An 18,165-nucleotide genomic window follows, 5' to 3' on the forward strand; every position below is an offset into this window, starting at 1 on the left:
GTATAATTTCTTAGACTCTTTATTCTTTCAAAAATACAATCTTTCTCTCTTTTTACCTCGAATTTTGGTATTAAAAATGCAATAAAAACGTAAATTTGAGACCTAGTCACATTAAATAAAAGCACATATGAACGCAAACGAATTTTTGTACTCCTATTTAAATAACGCCTCTCCTACCGGATTTGAGGCGAGTGGACAAAAAATTTGGTTAGATTATATTCAACCTTTCATCGACGAAAAAATCATCGATACCTACGGAACTGCTGTGGGCGTCATTAATCCAGGGCAACCTTACAAGGTGGTCATTGAAGCGCATGCAGATGAGATCTCTTGGTTTGTGAACTATATCGATGATAATGGATATCTGTTTTTACGTCGCAACGGCGGATCAGATGCCTTGATTGCGCCCTCCATGCGGGCGAATATTCACACGAAAGATAAAGTGGTGAAAGGGATTTTTGGGTGGCCAGCTATTCACGTGAGAGATATTGCCAAAGACAAAGCACCAGCCATCGCTGACATCTTCATCGACTGTGGTGCTGCGAATAAAAAGGAGGTAGAAGAAATGGGGATTCACGTGGGAACAGTCGTTACTTTCGAAGATGGTTTAATGGAATTAAACGGAAAATACCTAGTAGGACGTGCCTTAGACAACCGTATAGGTGGTTATATGATTGCAGAGGTCGCTAGAAGACTGAAAGAAAATAACATCACCCTACCCTATACGCTTTACGTCGTTAATTCAGTACAGGAAGAAATTGGATTACGTGGAGCAGAAATGATTGTTCGCCGATTGAAGCCAGATTTAGCATTCATTACTGATGTGACACACGACACTCAGTCACCTATGTATAACAAAAAAACGCAAGGCGACATGGCCTGCGGAAAAGGACCAGTCATTTGTTATGGACCAGCCGTACAGAATAATGTGCGCGATTTTATTATCGATGTGGCAGATGAAAACAAGATAGCCTTCCAAAGACAGGCCGTATCTCGCTCTACAGGAACAGACACGGATTCATTTGCTTATGCCACAGAAGGCGTCGCATCCGCTCTTATCAGTTTGCCATTGAAATATATGCATACCACCGTAGAGACCATTGCGAAAGATGATATGAATGCAGTGATCGAATTGATCTATCAGTGTTTGTTGAAGGTGAAGGGTGGAGAGGATTGGAGGTATTTTAATTAGTCGATAGTCACTAGTCGATAGTCGAGAGTCGATAGTCGATAGTCACTAGTCGAGAGTCGATAGTCGATAGTCGATAGTCACTAGTCGGGAGTCACAAGTCGGGAGTCGATAGTCGAGAGTCGATAGTCGATAGTCATTGGTCGGTAGCATATTATTAGCAATCACTTATTAAATGTACTTGATAGTATATGGTGTTATTCACTAAGATCACAAACAACTCTCGATTATCGACTATAGACTAGTGACTCCCGACTTGTGACTCCCGACTAGTGACTATCGACTCTCGACTTGTGACTACTTACTGTATTTTCAAATACCTCGAAAAGAACTCATACGTCCTCAACATTTGATCAATACGCTGGCGGTTATTACCTGAACGGGTTAATTCATGTGTACCGCCCGGATGACGGACATATTCCACCTCACGACCTAATACTTTTAGGCTTTTGTACAGCATTTCGCTTTGGATAACACCAGTCCGCAAATCATTTTCACCGTGGAAAATTAACAGAGGGGTTTTGATGTTTTGCACGTAGGTATAAGGCGATTCTCTATCTAAAATAGACTTCGTTGCTTTTTCCCAAGGATATCCACCGAAGTAATTTGGCACTAAACGCCACGCATTTCCTTCGCCCATAAAGGTTGAAAGCTCATAGACACCACGTTGTGCACACGCTACCTTGAAGCGATTCGTGTGACCCACGATCCAAGACACAAGGTAACCTGCGTAGGAGCCACCTGTAACAGCGAGTTGAGTAGTATCTGCCCAACCTTCGGCAATAGTTAAATCCAAGGCTTTCATCACGTCAGCTGTAGGTCCTGCACCCCAATCCTTCACGTTAGCCGCTAAGAAATCAGAACCGTAGCCACCTGAACCGCGCGGATTCGCATACACTACACCCATTCCTTTAGCTGCATAATACTGAAATTCGTGCCACATACTTGCTTCTCCTGTTCCCCACATAGCAGAGGGACCACCGTGAATTTCTAAAACGACTGGGTATTTCTTACCCACTTCAAAACATGTCGGCTTCATCACCCAATAATCCACTTTTTGGCCTTTCGCATTTGTAAAGGTATGCTTCGTAGGACGAACAATGTTTTTAGAAGCTAACCAACCCGTATTCAATGAAGTAAATGTGCGAACAGAATCTGCAGATTGCTGGTAGATTTCAGACGGGTTTTCAATTCCTGTTTTAGCATACACAAAACCAGCCTTAGTCAGATCAAATCCTAAAATACCTGTATTATTGTCAGTCATTTGTTTTACCAATTTCGTCGCTACATCATACACATAAAGTGGGGCGCCACCCTGATTTTGTGCGGTAAAATAAAGCTTAGTTTCATCTGAAGACCATTTAACTTGCGTAATCACGCGATCGATGGGAACCTTATAGATTTGAGAAGGATTAGCCACGGAGATAATTTGAAGCACCGCATTTTGAACTCCAGTAGATTTAGCTTCTTGAAAGGCTAACCATTTTTCTGAAGGAGATAAGGTCAAATTGGACATCCGGTATCCTACTTTTTGGTAGATAACCTTTGACCCAAAACCAATATAAGAATCCAATACTTTATCGGGATGAGCTAATGAATCGGCTGGAATGACCGCATAGATACCATTGGAAGCTATTTCTACATCTGACCAACGTGAGAATGGATTATTCAATAAAACAGCTTTTCCTGTCAAATTTGTCTTAAAGTAAGCTGGAATGCTTATATCAGAGGTGGTTGTACTTTCCTCTTGGAAATTCAGGCGATTGATCACTTTAGCCTTTTTATCAGCTTCGTTCTGAGCTAGGTAGGCTCTCACCTCGTCTAGGTTTCCATTTGGATTTGCTTTTAATTTCTTAGCTACGCCTGAAAGCATGGGTTTTTCCAAAGTCCAAGACGGAACTAAACCTTTCTTATTATAGACCGAATCCACAAGGAATTCCTTCAAAGTAAATGAAGATTGGAAATAAATTTCCTGACCAGAAGCAGACCAAACTGGATTGGAAACCGCGAATGGTAGGTTGGTCATCGCCTGAGGCTCCCCTCCTGCTAAATCCAAGACATACACCTGAGATTTAGCACCCATATCGCGAGTGAAAGCTATTTTGCTACCATCGGGACTCCAGGCTGGCGATGAGATAGAATTCTTGCCAGAGGTTAAGGCTCTCGATTCACCTGTCTGCAGACTACCAAGATATAAATGCGTCTGGTATACAAATTCATTCTTCTTATCGGGATCATCCACAATGGAAGTAACCGTGTAGAGGAATTGATCACCTTTCGGGGAGACAATAGGTTTGCCTGCTGTCTTGATTTTCAGTAAATCAGTAACTTGAATTTTCTCTTTAGGGCTTTGGGCTAAAACACTAAAAGTGAAAAGTAAAAAAAATAAATGTTTCATAGATGAAATGGCTAAATATAAAAAATGCTCAGCATCGCAGGACACTGAGCATAAAAATACGAGTTAATTAGATTAAATCAATTTCAAGATTTCTTCACCTATCGCATCGGTTCCTAAAATCATCGATTTATCTGTTGTCGCATCAGCGATATCACCAGTGCGGAATCCTTTCTTCAATACCTGGTCCACTGCGTTAATAACCACCTCTGACTCCGCTTTCATTCCGAAAGAAATGTCTAATAAAAGAGCGGCAGATAAAACGGACGCCATTGGATTTGCTAAGCCTTTACCCGTGATATCGTGTGCGGAACCGTGAATAGGCTCGTAAACACCCGTACCATCACCGATAGAAGCAGAAGCTAGCATACCCATCGAACCAGCAATTTGAGATGCTTCATCTGTTAAGATATCTCCAAATAAATTCGCAGTAACCACTACATCAAAACGTTTAGGATCTTTGATCAACAACATCGCTGTCGCATCTACGAATTGGTATTCCACCGTTACATCAGGGTATTCCAACGCTAATTTTTGGATCTCTTCACGCCATAAACGAGATGACTCTAATACGTTCGCTTTGTCGACAGAAACTAAATGCTTCTTACGCGTACGAGCTGCTTCAAAAGCCTTGCGACCAATGCGCTCTACTTCGTAACGGCTGTATTCCGCAACGTCATACGCTGTATCGCCATTATTTTTACGACCTTTTTCACCAAAATAAATATCTCCTGTTAATTCACGGAAGAACAAAATGTCTGCTCCTTTTAAAATCTCCGGCTTAATGCTAGACGCACTCAATAATTCATCAAATAACTTAATCGGACGAAGATTCGCGTATAGACCTAATTCCTTACGCATTTTTAACAATCCTTGCTCTGGACGAACCTTGGCTGATGGATCATTATCGTATTTCGGGTGACCTACCGCACCAAAAAGAACCGCATCAGATGCTTTCATCTTCTCCAACGTTTCTGCTGGCAATGGATCCCCTGTCGCCTCAATCGCCACGTGACCAATTAATGCTTCGTCATAAGTAAAATCATGACCAAACTTAGCCGCAATTTTCTCTAATACTTTCTTTCCTACTTCAGTCACTTCTTGACCAATTCCATCACCTGGAACAATTAAAATATGCTTCTTCGCCATTATTATTTTTATTAAATCAAATTCAACATTTTTTGAGTGGCCTTGATGGCTGAAACCGTTTGGTCAGAATCTAAACCTCTCGTAATTAACTCTTTACCTCCATCAGACCACGTAATAATTGTCTCACAAAGTGCATCTGAATCCCCTCCAGGTGGAATGCGTACCGCATAATCCTTCAGCACTGGAAGAATCTTACCATGCTTTTCAAAGATGATTCCTAGCGCCTTCATAAAGGCATCGTATTGACCATCTCCTTGTGCATGCTCTTCAAATACGTCACCATCGATCGAAATCTTTAAGGTAACCGACGGTCGCAAATCTTTCGAATGTGTCAAGACATAGTTCAACACCTGAACTCGCTCTTCTATCGTATTACTATCTAACACATCAGATATGATGTAAGGAAGATCATTTTGAGTGACAACCTCTTTACGATCGCCTAATTCAATGATACGCTGCGTAACAATCTTTAAATCTTGATCAGACAACTGGATGCCAAGGGCAGCTAAATTATTCTCAATATTCGCTTTACCAGACGTCTTTCCTAAAGCGTATTTACGCTCACGGCCAAAACGCTCAGGCATCAAATCATTATGGTATAAATTATTCTTTTTATCACCATCCGCGTGAATACCCGCCGTTTGCGTGAAGACATTCTCTCCCACCACCGGCTTATTCACAGGAATACGGAAACCTGAAAAAGTTTCCACTAATTTACTAACACGGTATAATGACTTTTCGCAAACAGAGGTTTTTACATCCGTTTGGTAATCATTCAAAACCGCAATAACACTCGCTAATGGTGCATTTCCAGCACGTTCACCCATTCCATTCACCGTTAAATGCAAACCGTGAACGCCGCAACGAACCGCTTCTAAGGCGTTTGCCGTTCCAAGGTCATAATCGTTGTGTGCGTGAAAATCAAAATGCGTGTTCGGATACTTTGCGATTAACTGCTTAATAAAATCCGATACTTCATAAGGAGTTAGAATGCCCAAGGTATCTGGGAGTAAAACGCGATCGACTGGTTGTGTAGCCAGAAAATCTAAGTATTGAAACACATAGTTTGCACTATTGCGCATCCCATTACTCCAATCTTCTAAATAGACGTTCACCGATAAACCATTCGACTTGGCTAAAGAAATGGTCTCTGCAATTTCCTTAAAATGTTGTTCCGGCGTCTTTTTTAATTGATGTTTTAAATGATTAAGAGATCCTTTAGTCAATAAATTCATCACTTTAGCACCTGCATCTAGCATCCATTGAACAGAGGTTCCTCCATCAACAAAGGTTAACACCTCCACTTTATCCAAAAAACCATTCGCAGCGGCCCAAGACGTAATCTTCTTCACCGCCTGAAATTCGCCTTCAGATACACGCGCAGAGGCAATCTCAATACGATCAACCTTCAATTCGGTCAATAGCAATTGAGCAATGGTTAACTTCTCTGAGGCTGAAAACGATACTCCGCTGGTTTGTTCTCCGTCGCGAAGCGTCGTATCCATTATTTCTATGTGGCGTTTCAAATGACTAGCGGTTTTCAGCAAACGTACTAATTTCCGACTTCATCGCTTGTAAATAATCGATGTCATCGAATCCATTCAATAAATTATTTTTCTTGTATCCATTAATAGCGAACTTTTCAGACGCACCAGTCGCTACAATCGTGATAGTTTGCTCCGGTAAACTAACCTCTAATTCTGCTTTCGGATCAGCCTCAATCGCCGTGAAAATCTGATGTAAAAACTCAGGACTCACTTGTACGGGTAAAACACCTACGTTAATTGCATTTCCACGGAAGATGTCCGCAAAGAAAGAAGAAACCACACAACGGAAGCCATAATCGTAAATCGCCCAAGCAGCGTGTTCACGCGAAGAACCCGAACCAAAGTTCTTTCCTCCTACTAAAATCTTACCTGAGTATGTGGGATTATTTAAAACGAAATCTGCCTTAGGAGCATCGTTTTTATCATAACGCCAATCTCTAAATAAATTATCTCCAAAACCCTTACGCTCTGTTGCCTTTAAGAAACGAGCTGGGATGATTTGGTCTGTATCCACGTTCTCAATCGGAAGAGGTACTGCAGAACTTTTTAATACATTAAAACTATCGTAAGCCATCTTGCTTTTATTTATTCGATCTTATAAAAATTCTCTAGGGTCAGTTACAACACCTGTGATTGCAGCCGCCGCAGCGACTAAAGGACTCGCTAATAAAGTGCGAGAACCTGGTCCTTGACGACCTTCAAAGTTACGATTAGACGTACTCACCGCATATTTACCTGCCGGAATCTTGTCATCGTTCATCGCTAAACAAGCAGAGCATCCTGGCTGACGAAGGGCAAATCCTGCTTCCGTCAAAATATCGTAAATACCTTCTTCTCTAATTTGTGCTTCCACAATATGAGAACCTGGTACTACCCAAGCCGTCACGTGATCCGCTTTCTTACGACCTTTTACAATCGATGCAAAAGCACGAAAATCTTCAATACGACCATTGGTACAAGAACCAATGAATACGTAATCTACTTTCTTACCGATCATGGAATCATTTTGAGCAAAGCCCATATATTCCAAAGACTTCTCATAAGTCGCTACTCCTCCTTCTACCTCATCCGCATTCGGAATTTGCTTAGAAATACCCATACCCATTCCTGGATTGGTACCATAAGTGATCATCGGTTCAATATCTGAAGCCAAGAAAGTGATTTCTTCATCAAACGTAGCGCCTGCATCCGTTTTCAACGTTTTCCAATAAGCCAATTGTTTATCCCAATCTGCTCCCTTAGGGGCTAATTCGCGTCCTTCGATATAGTCAAATGTTGTTTGGTCGGGAGCAATCATGCCACCACGAGCACCCATCTCAATAGACAAATTACAAACCGTCATACGGCCTTCCATTGACATTTTCTCAAACACATCCCCCGCATACTCTACGAAATAACCCGTAGCTCCTGAAGTCGTTAATTTAGAAATAATGTATAAAGCAACGTCCTTTGGCGTAACTCCTTTACCTAATTCCCCATTTACGTTAATTCGCATTTTCTTAGGCTTAGGCTGCATAATGCACTGAGATGATAGCACCATCTCCACCTCTGAAGTTCCGATACCAAATGCAATGGCTCCAAAAGCACCGTGCGTAGACGTATGAGAATCACCACAAACGATAGTCATACCTGGTAAGGTGATACCATTTTCTGGCCCCACTACGTGTACAATACCATTCTTTGGATTACCTAAACCCCAATGAGAAATACCGTATTTCGCTGTATTCTTCTCTAATTGCAATAATTGATTCGCAGATAGAGGATCCTCAACGGGTAAGTGTTGGTTAATCGTAGGCGTATTGTGATCCGCAGTCGCAAAGGTACGCTCTGGGAATAATACACCAATACCACGTGTTTCAAGACCTAAAAAGGCTACAGGAGATGTCACTTCGTGAATAAAATGACGGTCAATGAAAAACACATCTGGACCATCAGCAATCTTACGAACGACATGTGAGTCCCATACTTTATCAAATAAGGTTGTTGGGGAATTGCTCATTATATCAATTAATTTAAAAGGCGCTTTAATTATAATTAAGCTACAAAAATGGCGTTTTTTTTGCAAAAATGCAAAGCAAATCGGCTGTTAAATTGGAATTTTGCCAAATAAAATGAAAGTCAAAGTGAGGCGCGGGAGATAAATACAAACGGATTTGGCCATTTATTCCGCTCATTCGAAAGCACTAATTCAGCTGCTTTACGACCTAACATTTCAAAATCCGTCGAAATCGTAGCAATACCTTCAAATAACAACCGCTTAATGGGGGTCTCGTTATAAGAAATTATCCCGATCTCTTTTCCTAATTGTAATGACTCGTTTCGAATTCGTTCTAATAAAAGCAGTAAATCATCCTCCATCACTGTGATATACACTTGACCTGCACACAAAATAACCTCATTTATAGATTCCACTACGTCATACTCAAACGCATAATCTCGGCAAAAATTAATAAATCCTTGAACGATTTCTTTTGGATAATAACTCTGCGCCGGAAAAACGAGCCGAATCTGCTGGTAGGTGGCTACTGATTCTTTGGCTTGTTGTAGGCTTTGGTAAATATCATGTTCAAAATCTTCATACACCGCCCCAAACTTCCCTTGAATCCCGGGCAATAACTTATCCAATAAAACCAACTTCTCTTTAGGCAATGAATTAATCAAATCAACCGCCATCTCCTCTCCTTCCATAAAGTGAGGAATCAAAACCATATGCGTATAATCTCGATCGCGACTATCTACAATCTTTTTGAAGAGATTAAAATCGTTATTGTAAATGTAAAAATCAATAGACCCTTGGTCTCCAATCGCCTTAACAAAGGCATCATAGATGATTTTTTTGTGAACACTTAATTTATTAAAAAGAAGAAATATGCGGAGGTTTCGAGGAACTTCCTCCACTTTAATATAGAATCCCTTTCCGCGAATTGAATCGATGATACCTTGTTGCTTGAGGTAATTATAACCCTTCTCCACCGTTATTCGAGCCATATAATGCTCAAAACTCACTTCGTTAATCGAAGGCAATAATTCTCCCTTCTTTATTTTCCCTTGCTGTATACCTTCAATAATAGCATTCGCTAATTGTCGGTATTTAGGCGTGGAGGAAAATTCATCGATTTGTATCAGCTGCAACATTAGTGAATAGAATTACCGATTCCCACAATAATAACTGAAATAAGAATCACCACAATTCCACCAATAACTGTGCGCATTGTCGTAGACGAAACGCCTTTCCATTCTTTAAAATACAATCCCCAGAAATTAGAAGTCATGATGATGGTAGCCATATGCAAAATCCAGGAACTTGCACCATTTCCTAATTTACTCTCCCCCATTCCGTAAAAGAAGAATTGCAAAAACCAGGTGGTACCAGCCACTGCGGCAAAAAGGTAGTTCATGCGAAGAGGCGCTGAGGTATTTACATAATCACCAAAAGTCTTATTTGAGAAGTTTAAATACATACAGTAAATAAAATTAGTCAAGAATCCACCCCACAACACCACGATAAAAATGACATTGTTTTGGAACAAGGGATCACAGCCTTTCGCCACCGCAGCATCTGCCATATCCTTACCTGCTTCAATACCAAAATTAAAGCAAGCGGAACAAAGTCCTGAAATCGTGGCAACGATCAAACCTTTGGTCAAACTAAACTCTTTAATTGTTTCTTGCTTCTGTTCTTGAGATAGCTCATTCTCTTTCATCATTCCTGCTTTACCGCAAAGAAAAATACCAAAAACACAAACCAAAATCCCCAATAAAACCACTTGGCCACCCGTACTTCCCACAATGTGAGAAATCGTATCACCTTCCACTCCTGCTAATTCTCGGTAAATGGGTGGAACTAAAGCACCGAAGATACTACACAAACTTAGGGCGATAGACATCCCTAAAGACATCCCTAAATAACGCATAGCTAAACCAAAAGTTAATCCACCAATTCCCCATAATAACCCAAAAACAAAAGTCCAGAAAAAGGTATCAGAATCAATCGATTGAATAATTCCCATAAAATCTGGAATGGTTAGCCAAGCCGCTACAATCGGGACGATCAACCACGAGAATACTCCGCCTACTAACCAAGCACTTTCCCAAGACCAGACTTGAATTTTACGGTAAGGAATGTAAAAAGAACCCGACGCGAAACCACCAAGGGAATGAAAGAAAAGACCTAGTATAGAACCCATATTTAGTTAGTTTATAAATTTCAAAGTCAAAAGGTTTCTAATATTACCTAAAATAATGATAGATTTGGAATATCAGCTTCCGAATTTAGTTTAATTATCATCCTGAACTATGCTTAGTCACCCTAGGAAAGTACTTTATTTCATTGAATTAATCATTCTAATCATCATACTAGCCCTTAAACCTGCTGATTTAACTGATTGGGCGGCGTATTTAGGTGGTTCTGATCGCAACCACTATTCTACATTGACGCAAATAAAAGCCGATAACGTCGATCAGCTGAAAGTAGCTTGGGAATATAATCTTCCGGATTCAGGCCAAATGCAGGTAAATCCACTGATTATCCAAGGAGTCCTCTATGGAGTAAGCTCCACTGTTCAAGCTTTTGCCTTGGACGCCTCGACAGGTAAAGAAATTTGGCGATTTGGCGATCCTTTAAAAAACTGGGCCAGTACTTCGCGCGGAGTTAGCTTTTGGACAAATGGGATTGAGAAACGCATTTTATATACAGCAGGTCCTAATCTTTGGGCACTAGATGCTCAGACAGGAAAACCTATTCTTAGTTTTGGTGAACAAGGAAAAATCGACTTACACCTAGGCTTACCAGCCATTGCCTCTTCTAAATTTATTATTTCTAATACACCAGGCACCATTTACCATAACCTCATCATTATGCCAGTTCGCCTATCTGAAGGAGCTGATGCAGCCCCTGGAGATATTCGTGCCTTTGATATATTAACTGGAAAATTAGTTTGGACCTTCCATACGATTCCCTACCCAGGAGAAAAAGGGTATACTACCTGGCCAAAAGATGCCTATTTAAACACCCATACTGGGGCTGCCAATAACTGGGCAGGGATGGCAGTCGATAACGAAAGAGGTATCCTATTTGTACCTACCGGTTCAGCAGGATACGATTTTTATGGCGGAAACAGAAAGGGGGCTAACTTATTTGCCAATTGCCTCATTGCCCTCGATGCTAAAACAGGTAAACGGCTCTGGCATTTCCAAACAACCCACCACGATCTTTGGGATCGCGATTTACCAGCCCCACCTAATTTGATCACAGTAACACACCGGGGTAAAAAAATTCCTGCAGTCGCCCAAATAACCAAACAAGGATTCGTCTTTCTTTTTGATCGGGTTAGTGGAAAACCCCTCTTCCCTATCGTTGAAAAAAAAGTAATGGGATCTACATTAAAAGGGGAAAAAGCCTGGCTAACACAGCCCTACCCCACTTTACCAAAGCCTTACGCTAGATTATCTTCAGAAATACAGCATAACGACATTAACCCCTATTCAGAGAATAAAGAGGAATTAATCAACACCTTAGCTTCTTTAAACAAAAGCTGGCACGCAGCCCCAAGTGAAAAAGGAAATCTTATTTTACCTGGATTTGATGGAGGTGGAGAATGGGGAGGTGCAGCGGCTGACCCTAACGGTATTCTTTATGTGAATAGTAATGAAATGGCTTGGATTCAAAAGATGGTACCCACAAAAAAAAGCAGTTTAAATCCAGGTGAAAAAATTTATCAAACGAATTGTCAATCATGCCATGGCGCGGATAAAAAAGGAAACCCCTTCAGTGGTTATCCTACCTTAGTAGGCATTTCCTCAAAAAAATCAAAAACGTATATCCAGCAGATAATCAACAATGGGAAAGGGATGATGCCTGGATTCAACCATCTATCTAAAGAGGAAAAGGATCATATTCTATCATTTATCAACGACGAATTGCCTAAAGAAGTAGCTTCTAAAGCTTCTAATAGCTATGTATCACCTTACCAAATGACAGGATATATCAAATTCTTAGACGCAAAAGGACTACCTGCACTCAGTCCGCCGTGGGGAACCCTAAATGCTATCGATTTAAATACAGGTAAGTACGTTTGGAAAATACCTTTTGGCGATGAACCAGCGTTAGCTAAACAAGGGATCACTGGTACGGGTGCTGAAAATTATGGTGGCCCAATCGTGACGGCAAGCGGATTACTCATTATTGGTGCTGCCAAAGATGGAAAATTGCGCATCTATGCTAGTAAAACAGGAAAACTGCTACGAATAATTACCTTGCCTGCAGCAGCGTTCGCGACACCATCCACCTATGCAGTGAATGGGAAACAATTTATTGTCATCGCCTGTGGAGGAACGAAATTAGGAACTCCTAAAGGGAATAAATACATTGCCTTTAGCCTCTAATTATTCTTTTACAATCGTAGTCGCGAAAGGTTTTCCAGCTGAAATCACGTGCAAAACATATTTGCCCACCCGAATACCAGAAAAGTCTGTAAATACAATCTCCTTAATGGGAGCCTCGTAGGTGTGTTGGTAAATAACTGAACCTAATTGATCATAAATGGCTACAAAGGTTGGTTTGGTGCTAGGTGAAGAGAAACCAATCGTTAATTTATCGATAAAAGGATTGGGAAATGTGGTATAAGTAATGGGATTCTCTTCTTGCACATTTAACTTTATACCTGAAGCGGCTATGCTCCTCTCTAAAAGAGAAGGTTGCTTAAATCCTTGGCGTACGACTACTCCACCATTCGTAGATGTGCCTGTTACGGCACTTTGCTGACCAATAATTTGAGAATAATATTTACCATCTACCACAGTGGTAGCGCCTCCAGCTCCAATGACAGAACTAATTACTTTTTGGGAATAAATCACTTGAGCAGATAAAATAAAGATAAAGGTAATTAGTGCACTTCTCATAAGATTATTATTTTAATGTTAGAATAAACTCTTTCACTGTTAAGCCTTCAAATTCAGAAAAATAATGCTCCAAATCCTCCGCACGAGCAAAACCTGAATCCTTATACAAATTATTCAAACAAGCTTTCTGCTGGCATCCTTGTTTAATCAGGTTCTTCGCAAACTGAACGCGTAAGCGGTTCATTTCATCTGTAAAACTAGTGAAAAGATAAAGTTCGAAAAAATCTCGTATTTCTCTTGTATCCTTTTGGACTAATTCCCCGAATTGATCCAAAGATAAAAACGGATCGAGAAAGGGCTTATCAAAAATATAGGTCGCATTCAAAGCTTGATCCATTTTCCACCAATACGCTTCCTGAGGATTCAAAATCCGCTTAAATCGATCAGCATTTAAATATATTACTTGAGGGAAAAAATACAGCGTACAGACCATAATCATATACGATACTAATGACAAATATTTAATTTCACTAGGATGATTCAACAGTGAAATACCAAACGTATTATCTAACCAAACCCCAAAAAACACGGAACTCATTCCCACAAATACCATCCACTGAAAAAACAAAAACAACATAATCCATCTTCCTAAATTCGTTGCTTTGTAAAAATAAACTTGATTTCGCTTCAAATAATACATTCCCCAAAAAGTATAAAAACTAAGCAAAAGAGGTCTCAACACATATAAATGTGCCGCATTAAACACAAAGCCCAATTGAATACGAAACATAGAAGTCCAGTCACTAAATACCTGCCTTACCACTTCTATTTTATAGGCATAAGGAGAAACATAGTAGGGAATAGTATCAATAAAAACGAGAATAAACGGAATGAAATGCCAAAAGTCTTTACCATGTAAATGCGTAGACCCCGTTCGCAAACTTCGGAGGTAAAAATATAAAAATGGCCCAATGAGGAAATAGATGGAAGAAAAATTGCCGTATAATAGCACCGTAAATAATAAACTATGCCCTAAGGACATCGAATAAATGGTCAGGCAATATATACCAGCGATAAAAAATAATACGGCTAAATATATATTTGGATTCGCAAATAGAGAACCTCGCGATTTCAGAAAGATGATCGAGGGCGTCATAAAACTCGTAAAAAGCGTCATGACAAAAATCGATTGAAATAGAAAAAGCATTATTAAGTGGTTAGTTTTATATGTAATGTACTAAAATAAACTGAATCAAAATCAAAAAACGTAAATTACCAGTGTCTTAAAAAAATATGAAATTAAATACAAGATTTGCGCGGTTTTGGAAATTACTAGGCCCAGGATTAGTGACAGGTGCAAGTGATGACGACCCTTCTGGAATAGCTACCTACTCTCAAGCAGGTGCAGGATTTGGCTTATCAACACTTTGGACAGCCTTAATAGCTTTCCCTTTAATGGCGGCTATTCAACAAATGTGTGCCAGAATAGGCTTAGTGACTAAACAGGGGTTAACTGGTACACTGAAAAAACATTATCCACGACCCGTCTTATACCTGATGTTAGTATTTAGCTTCCCAGCTATCGTCATGAATATAGGCGCAGACATTGCCGGTATGGGAGCTGTCGGAAATTTATTATTTCCTACCATTGACCAGAGCTATTTCAGTGTACTATTCACTTTGGTACTTTTAGGTCTAATTATCTATTTGCCCTATGCGAAAATAGCAGCGATCTTAAAATATTTATGTATCGTTATGCTCGTCTATTTTATAGTACCATTCCTATATAAACAAGATGTAGGAGAAATAATAACAGCGACATTCATCCCAAAAATTGAATTCACAAAAGAATACATCGCCATTTTAGTGGGTATTTTAGGCACAACCATTTCGCCCTATTTATTCTTTTGGCAAGCATCTGTGGAAGTGGAAGAAATGAATGTTCATAAAAAATTAATGGTCAATAAACGGATCATTCAGGAGATGGAACAAGACGTTGATTTCGGAATGGGATTCTCTGGATTTGTGATGTATTTCATCATTTTGACGACAGGTACGGTATTGTATAAAAGTGGAATTCATCAAATAGATACGGTAGAGCAAGCCGCGTTAGCTTTAAAACCTTTAGCAGGCGATATGGCTTATTTACTATTTGCCGTAGGAATTATTGGAACTGGTCTCATAGCTATTCCTGTTTTAAGTGGCTCTCTATCGTATATTTTCACTGAAACTTTCGGATGGGAACAAGGATTAAATAAGAAGTTTCACGAGGCCAAAGGTTTTTACTCCATCATCGCTTTCTCTTTATTACTAGGTCTTTCTTTGAACTATATAGGAATAACGCCCATTGATGCCTTAATCTATACTGCCATATTATATGGAATGACAGCACCCGTATTAATTGCAATCATACTCCATATATCCAATAATAAAGAAATAATGGGTGATAACACCAATTCAAAATTGTCAAATGTACTAGGCTTCACTGCTTTAATCATTATGACATTAGCAGCAGCTGCCCTACTCTATTTCGAATTTATGGCATAAAAAAAACCATACTCCCTTATCAAGAGTATGGTAAAAAAAAGAGTGGACCAGCATGGGCTCGAACCATGGACCCCCTGATTATGAGTCAGATGCTCTAACCAACTGAGCTACAAGTCCGCATTGTACATCCATTTCTGGAATTCAATGTGTGACAAAATTAAGGAATACTAACCTTTTTAGCTAAATTTCGGAAAAGAATCTCCCATGTACCCGACTAAAATTATTAATGATCCGATTTATGGTTTTATAAAAATCAATAATCCATTAATTCTTGAACTAATTGACCACCCTTATTTTCAGCGACTTAAACGCATTAAGCAATTAGGTTTAGCAGAATTTGTTTATCCAGGAGCACATCATACCCGTTTTCATCATGCTTTAGGTGCCATGCACTTAATGGATCAGGTCCTAGATAACTTAAAAGCTAAGGGGTATTCCATATCCACGCAAGAGCGAGAAGCTGCAGAAATCGCCATTTTATTACATGATATTGGACATGGTCCATTTTCACATGTGTTAGAATACACGTTGCTAAATGAGGTTAAACATGAAGATGTCTCCACTTTATTGATGGCTAAATTAAACCAGCATTTTAGTGACAAACTAAGTCTTGCTATTGAGATTTTCGAAAATAAATATCCACGTAAATTCTTTCATCAATTAGTCTCCTCTCAATTAGATGTGGATCGCCTTGATTATTTAAGCAGAGATTCCTTTTATACGGGTGTTCGTGAAGGATTTATTGGATCCGAGCGTCTATTAAGCATGATGGACTTGAATAATGAACAATTAGTCATTGAAGAAAAAGGAATCTATTCGACAGAAAATTTCTTGATGGCTCGGCGATTAATGTACTGGCAGGTGTATTTGCACAAAACAGCCATCGCCGCAGAAACCATGTTAATTCAAATTTTACGCCGAGCTAAATTCTTAATTTCTGAGGGTCAGAAATTACCCTGTTCTAGCCCATTGAAAACATTTCTAAAAAGCACTTACACCTGGGAAGAGTTTTCCACTAAAGATAGTTTATTAATTGCCTTCACTGAATTAGATGACCACGATGTTTGGGCAGCTATTAAAGAATGGAAAAACGCGAGTGATAAAATTCTAAAGCATTTATGCACCCACTTTTTGGCCAGAAAATTATTTACCTGCAAATTAGGCTCCCAACCTCTTCCTAAAGCTAAAAGAGTGGAAATTGAAGAGAATATCAAACGCGAATATGGGATTACAGATGATGAATTATCCTACTTTGTGGTAGAGGGTTCCACTTCAAATGCAGCTTATGTTCAGGGAGATAATACGATTAAGATGGTCGACAAACAAGGTCAAGTAGTCGAGTTACTTGAGGCATCAGATTTACCGACCATACAAGCTTTAAGTAAGATTGTAAAAAAATACTACTTTTGTTGTCCAAAGAGCGTATATTTGCAAGGAGAATTGAGCTAAAGGAATTCTAATAGCCATAATTTAACATCGTTTGACCGAATGAAATTTACTGTTGATCAAATAGCCCAATTAATACAAGGAACAGTAGATGGCGATGGTTCAGCAAGTATAACGACGTTTCATAAAATAGAAGAAGGACAATCAGGTAGCATTTCTTTTTTAGCAAATCCTAAATACGAATCGTATTTATACCAATCAAAAGCTACTGCGATCATCATTGCAGCTGATTTAGTATTAAAAGAAAAGCCTTTAGCAACCTTAATTAGAGTAAAAGACCCTTACTCAGCTTTCACAATTCTTTTACAAAAATACCAAGAGTTTAGCAGTGTTAAGGAGACAGGTATTCAACAACCTAGCTATATAGCCGAAGATGTAAAAACAGGTTCAAATCTCTACTTTGGAACCTTTTCAAGCATTGGAAAGGGCTCTAGCATAGGTAAAGACACCTATATTGCAGCACATGTCACGATTGGGAATAAAGTGACCATCGGTGATAATTGTATGATTTATCCAGGTGTTGTGATCTATAATGATACGGTCATCGGAAACAATTGTACTATCCATGCGAATGCAGTGATTGGTTCGGATGGATTTGGTTTTGCACCACAAGCAGATGGGACTTTCTCTACCATTCCTCAATTAGGAAATGTCGTTTTAGAGGATGGGGTTAGTGTAGGAGCAAATTCGACAATCGATCGTGCCACCATGGGGTCAACATTGATTAAAAAAGGCGTTAAAATTGACAATTTGGTACAAATTGCACATAATGTGGAAATTGGCGCAAATACGGCTATTGCAGCTCAAACAGGTGTATCTGGTTCGACTAAAATTGGCCAAAACTGTTTGATCGGCGGTCAAGTAGGAGTAGCTGGCCATATCAATATTGCAAACAAAACCATCGTAACCGCCCAATCTGGAGTAACTAAAACAATTCGTAAAGAAGGTCAAGTATTAGGAGGAACGCCGGCCTCCCCTAACAGTGAATATTTGAAGCGTAATGCCTTATTACGTCAATTACCAGACTTATTAAAACGATTAGAATCTTAAAA

14 protein-coding genes and 1 tRNA gene are annotated in these 18,165 nt (G+C 39.6%); 5 read left to right on the top strand and 10 right to left on the bottom strand.

Annotated features, from left to right (window positions below; translation table 11 throughout):
- Positions 1–127 precede the first annotated feature (127 nt).
- The gene (locus EWU21_RS09825) at positions 128–1,192 is read left to right on the top strand and encodes a M42 family metallopeptidase (protein ID WP_130896787.1); all 1,065 of its coding nucleotides are present in this window, start codon (positions 128–130) and stop codon (positions 1,190–1,192) included.
- 298 nt (positions 1,193–1,490) lie between these two features.
- Here the strand turns inward: EWU21_RS09825 and EWU21_RS09830 are convergent, their stop codons facing one another.
- From EWU21_RS09830 to rhaT, 7 genes are all read right to left on the bottom strand, one after another.
- On the bottom strand, positions 1,491–3,587 hold the full coding sequence (locus EWU21_RS09830; protein ID WP_130896788.1) for an alpha/beta hydrolase family protein: 2,097 nt from the start codon (positions 3,585–3,587) through the stop codon (positions 1,491–1,493).
- 72 nt (positions 3,588–3,659) lie between these two features.
- Positions 3,660–4,733 carry a 3-isopropylmalate dehydrogenase gene (gene leuB, locus EWU21_RS09835; RefSeq protein ID WP_130896789.1) on the bottom strand — a complete coding sequence of 358 codons (1,074 nt, stop codon included), beginning with the start codon at positions 4,731–4,733 and terminating at the stop codon, positions 3,660–3,662.
- A gap of 11 nt (positions 4,734–4,744) precedes the next feature.
- Positions 4,745–6,238 (bottom strand): alpha-isopropylmalate synthase regulatory domain-containing protein, encoded by a 1,494-nt coding sequence (locus EWU21_RS09840; RefSeq protein WP_130896956.1) that lies wholly within the window; start codon positions 6,236–6,238, stop codon positions 4,745–4,747.
- 25 nt (positions 6,239–6,263) lie between these two features.
- Positions 6,264–6,854: a 3-isopropylmalate dehydratase small subunit gene (leuD, locus tag EWU21_RS09845; RefSeq protein ID WP_130896790.1), complete on the bottom strand. Its 591-nt coding sequence runs from the start codon at positions 6,852–6,854 to the stop codon at positions 6,264–6,266.
- A gap of 21 nt (positions 6,855–6,875) precedes the next feature.
- Positions 6,876–8,279 carry a 3-isopropylmalate dehydratase large subunit gene (gene leuC, locus EWU21_RS09850; RefSeq protein ID WP_130896791.1) on the bottom strand — a complete coding sequence of 468 codons (1,404 nt, stop codon included), beginning with the start codon at positions 8,277–8,279 and terminating at the stop codon, positions 6,876–6,878.
- Between the two features lie 119 nt (positions 8,280–8,398).
- Entirely contained in the window at positions 8,399–9,415 is a 1,017-nt protein-coding gene (locus EWU21_RS09855; RefSeq protein ID WP_130896792.1) for a GntR family transcriptional regulator, read from the bottom strand.
- Complete coding sequence (rhaT, locus tag EWU21_RS09860) at positions 9,415–10,467, bottom strand: L-rhamnose/proton symporter RhaT (RefSeq protein WP_130896793.1); 1,053 nt, start codon at positions 10,465–10,467, stop codon at positions 9,415–9,417. The genes EWU21_RS09855 and rhaT overlap by 1 nt, the downstream gene beginning before the upstream one ends.
- 109 nt (positions 10,468–10,576) lie before the next feature.
- Between rhaT and EWU21_RS09865 the strand changes: the two genes are divergently transcribed.
- On the top strand, positions 10,577–12,664 hold the full coding sequence (locus EWU21_RS09865; RefSeq protein ID WP_130896794.1) for a c-type cytochrome: 2,088 nt from the start codon (positions 10,577–10,579) through the stop codon (positions 12,662–12,664).
- Here the strand turns inward: EWU21_RS09865 and EWU21_RS09870 are convergent, their stop codons facing one another.
- Together EWU21_RS09870 and EWU21_RS09875 are read right to left on the bottom strand one after the other, a co-directional pair.
- A complete protein-coding gene (locus EWU21_RS09870; protein WP_130896795.1) occupies positions 12,665–13,180 on the bottom strand; it encodes a T9SS type A sorting domain-containing protein in 516 nt (171 codons plus the stop codon).
- Between the two features lie 7 nt (positions 13,181–13,187).
- Complete coding sequence (locus EWU21_RS09875; protein ID WP_130896796.1) at positions 13,188–14,327, bottom strand: hypothetical protein; 1,140 nt, start codon at positions 14,325–14,327, stop codon at positions 13,188–13,190.
- An 86-nt stretch (positions 14,328–14,413) separates the two neighbouring features.
- On the opposite strand from EWU21_RS09875, the gene EWU21_RS09880 reads away from it, so the two are divergent.
- Complete coding sequence (locus EWU21_RS09880; protein WP_130896797.1) at positions 14,414–15,667, top strand: NRAMP family divalent metal transporter; 1,254 nt, start codon at positions 14,414–14,416, stop codon at positions 15,665–15,667.
- A 43-nt stretch (positions 15,668–15,710) separates the two neighbouring features.
- Here the strand turns inward: EWU21_RS09880 and EWU21_RS09885 are convergent.
- Positions 15,711–15,784 (bottom strand) — tRNA-Ile (locus EWU21_RS09885).
- Between the two features lie 87 nt (positions 15,785–15,871).
- On the opposite strand from EWU21_RS09885, the gene EWU21_RS09890 reads away from it, so the two are divergent.
- Positions 15,872–17,116 carry an HD domain-containing protein gene (locus EWU21_RS09890; RefSeq protein WP_130896798.1) on the top strand — a complete coding sequence of 415 codons (1,245 nt, stop codon included), beginning with the start codon at positions 15,872–15,874 and terminating at the stop codon, positions 17,114–17,116.
- Between the two features lie 39 nt (positions 17,117–17,155).
- On the top strand, positions 17,156–18,163 hold the full coding sequence (lpxD, locus tag EWU21_RS09895; protein WP_130896799.1) for a UDP-3-O-(3-hydroxymyristoyl)glucosamine N-acyltransferase: 1,008 nt from the start codon (positions 17,156–17,158) through the stop codon (positions 18,161–18,163).
- Positions 18,164–18,165 lie beyond the last annotated feature (2 nt).

Source organism: Aquirufa antheringensis (assembly GCF_004307425.1).
In the GTDB taxonomy this organism is placed as follows: domain Bacteria; phylum Bacteroidota; class Bacteroidia; order Cytophagales; family Spirosomataceae; genus Aquirufa; species Aquirufa antheringensis.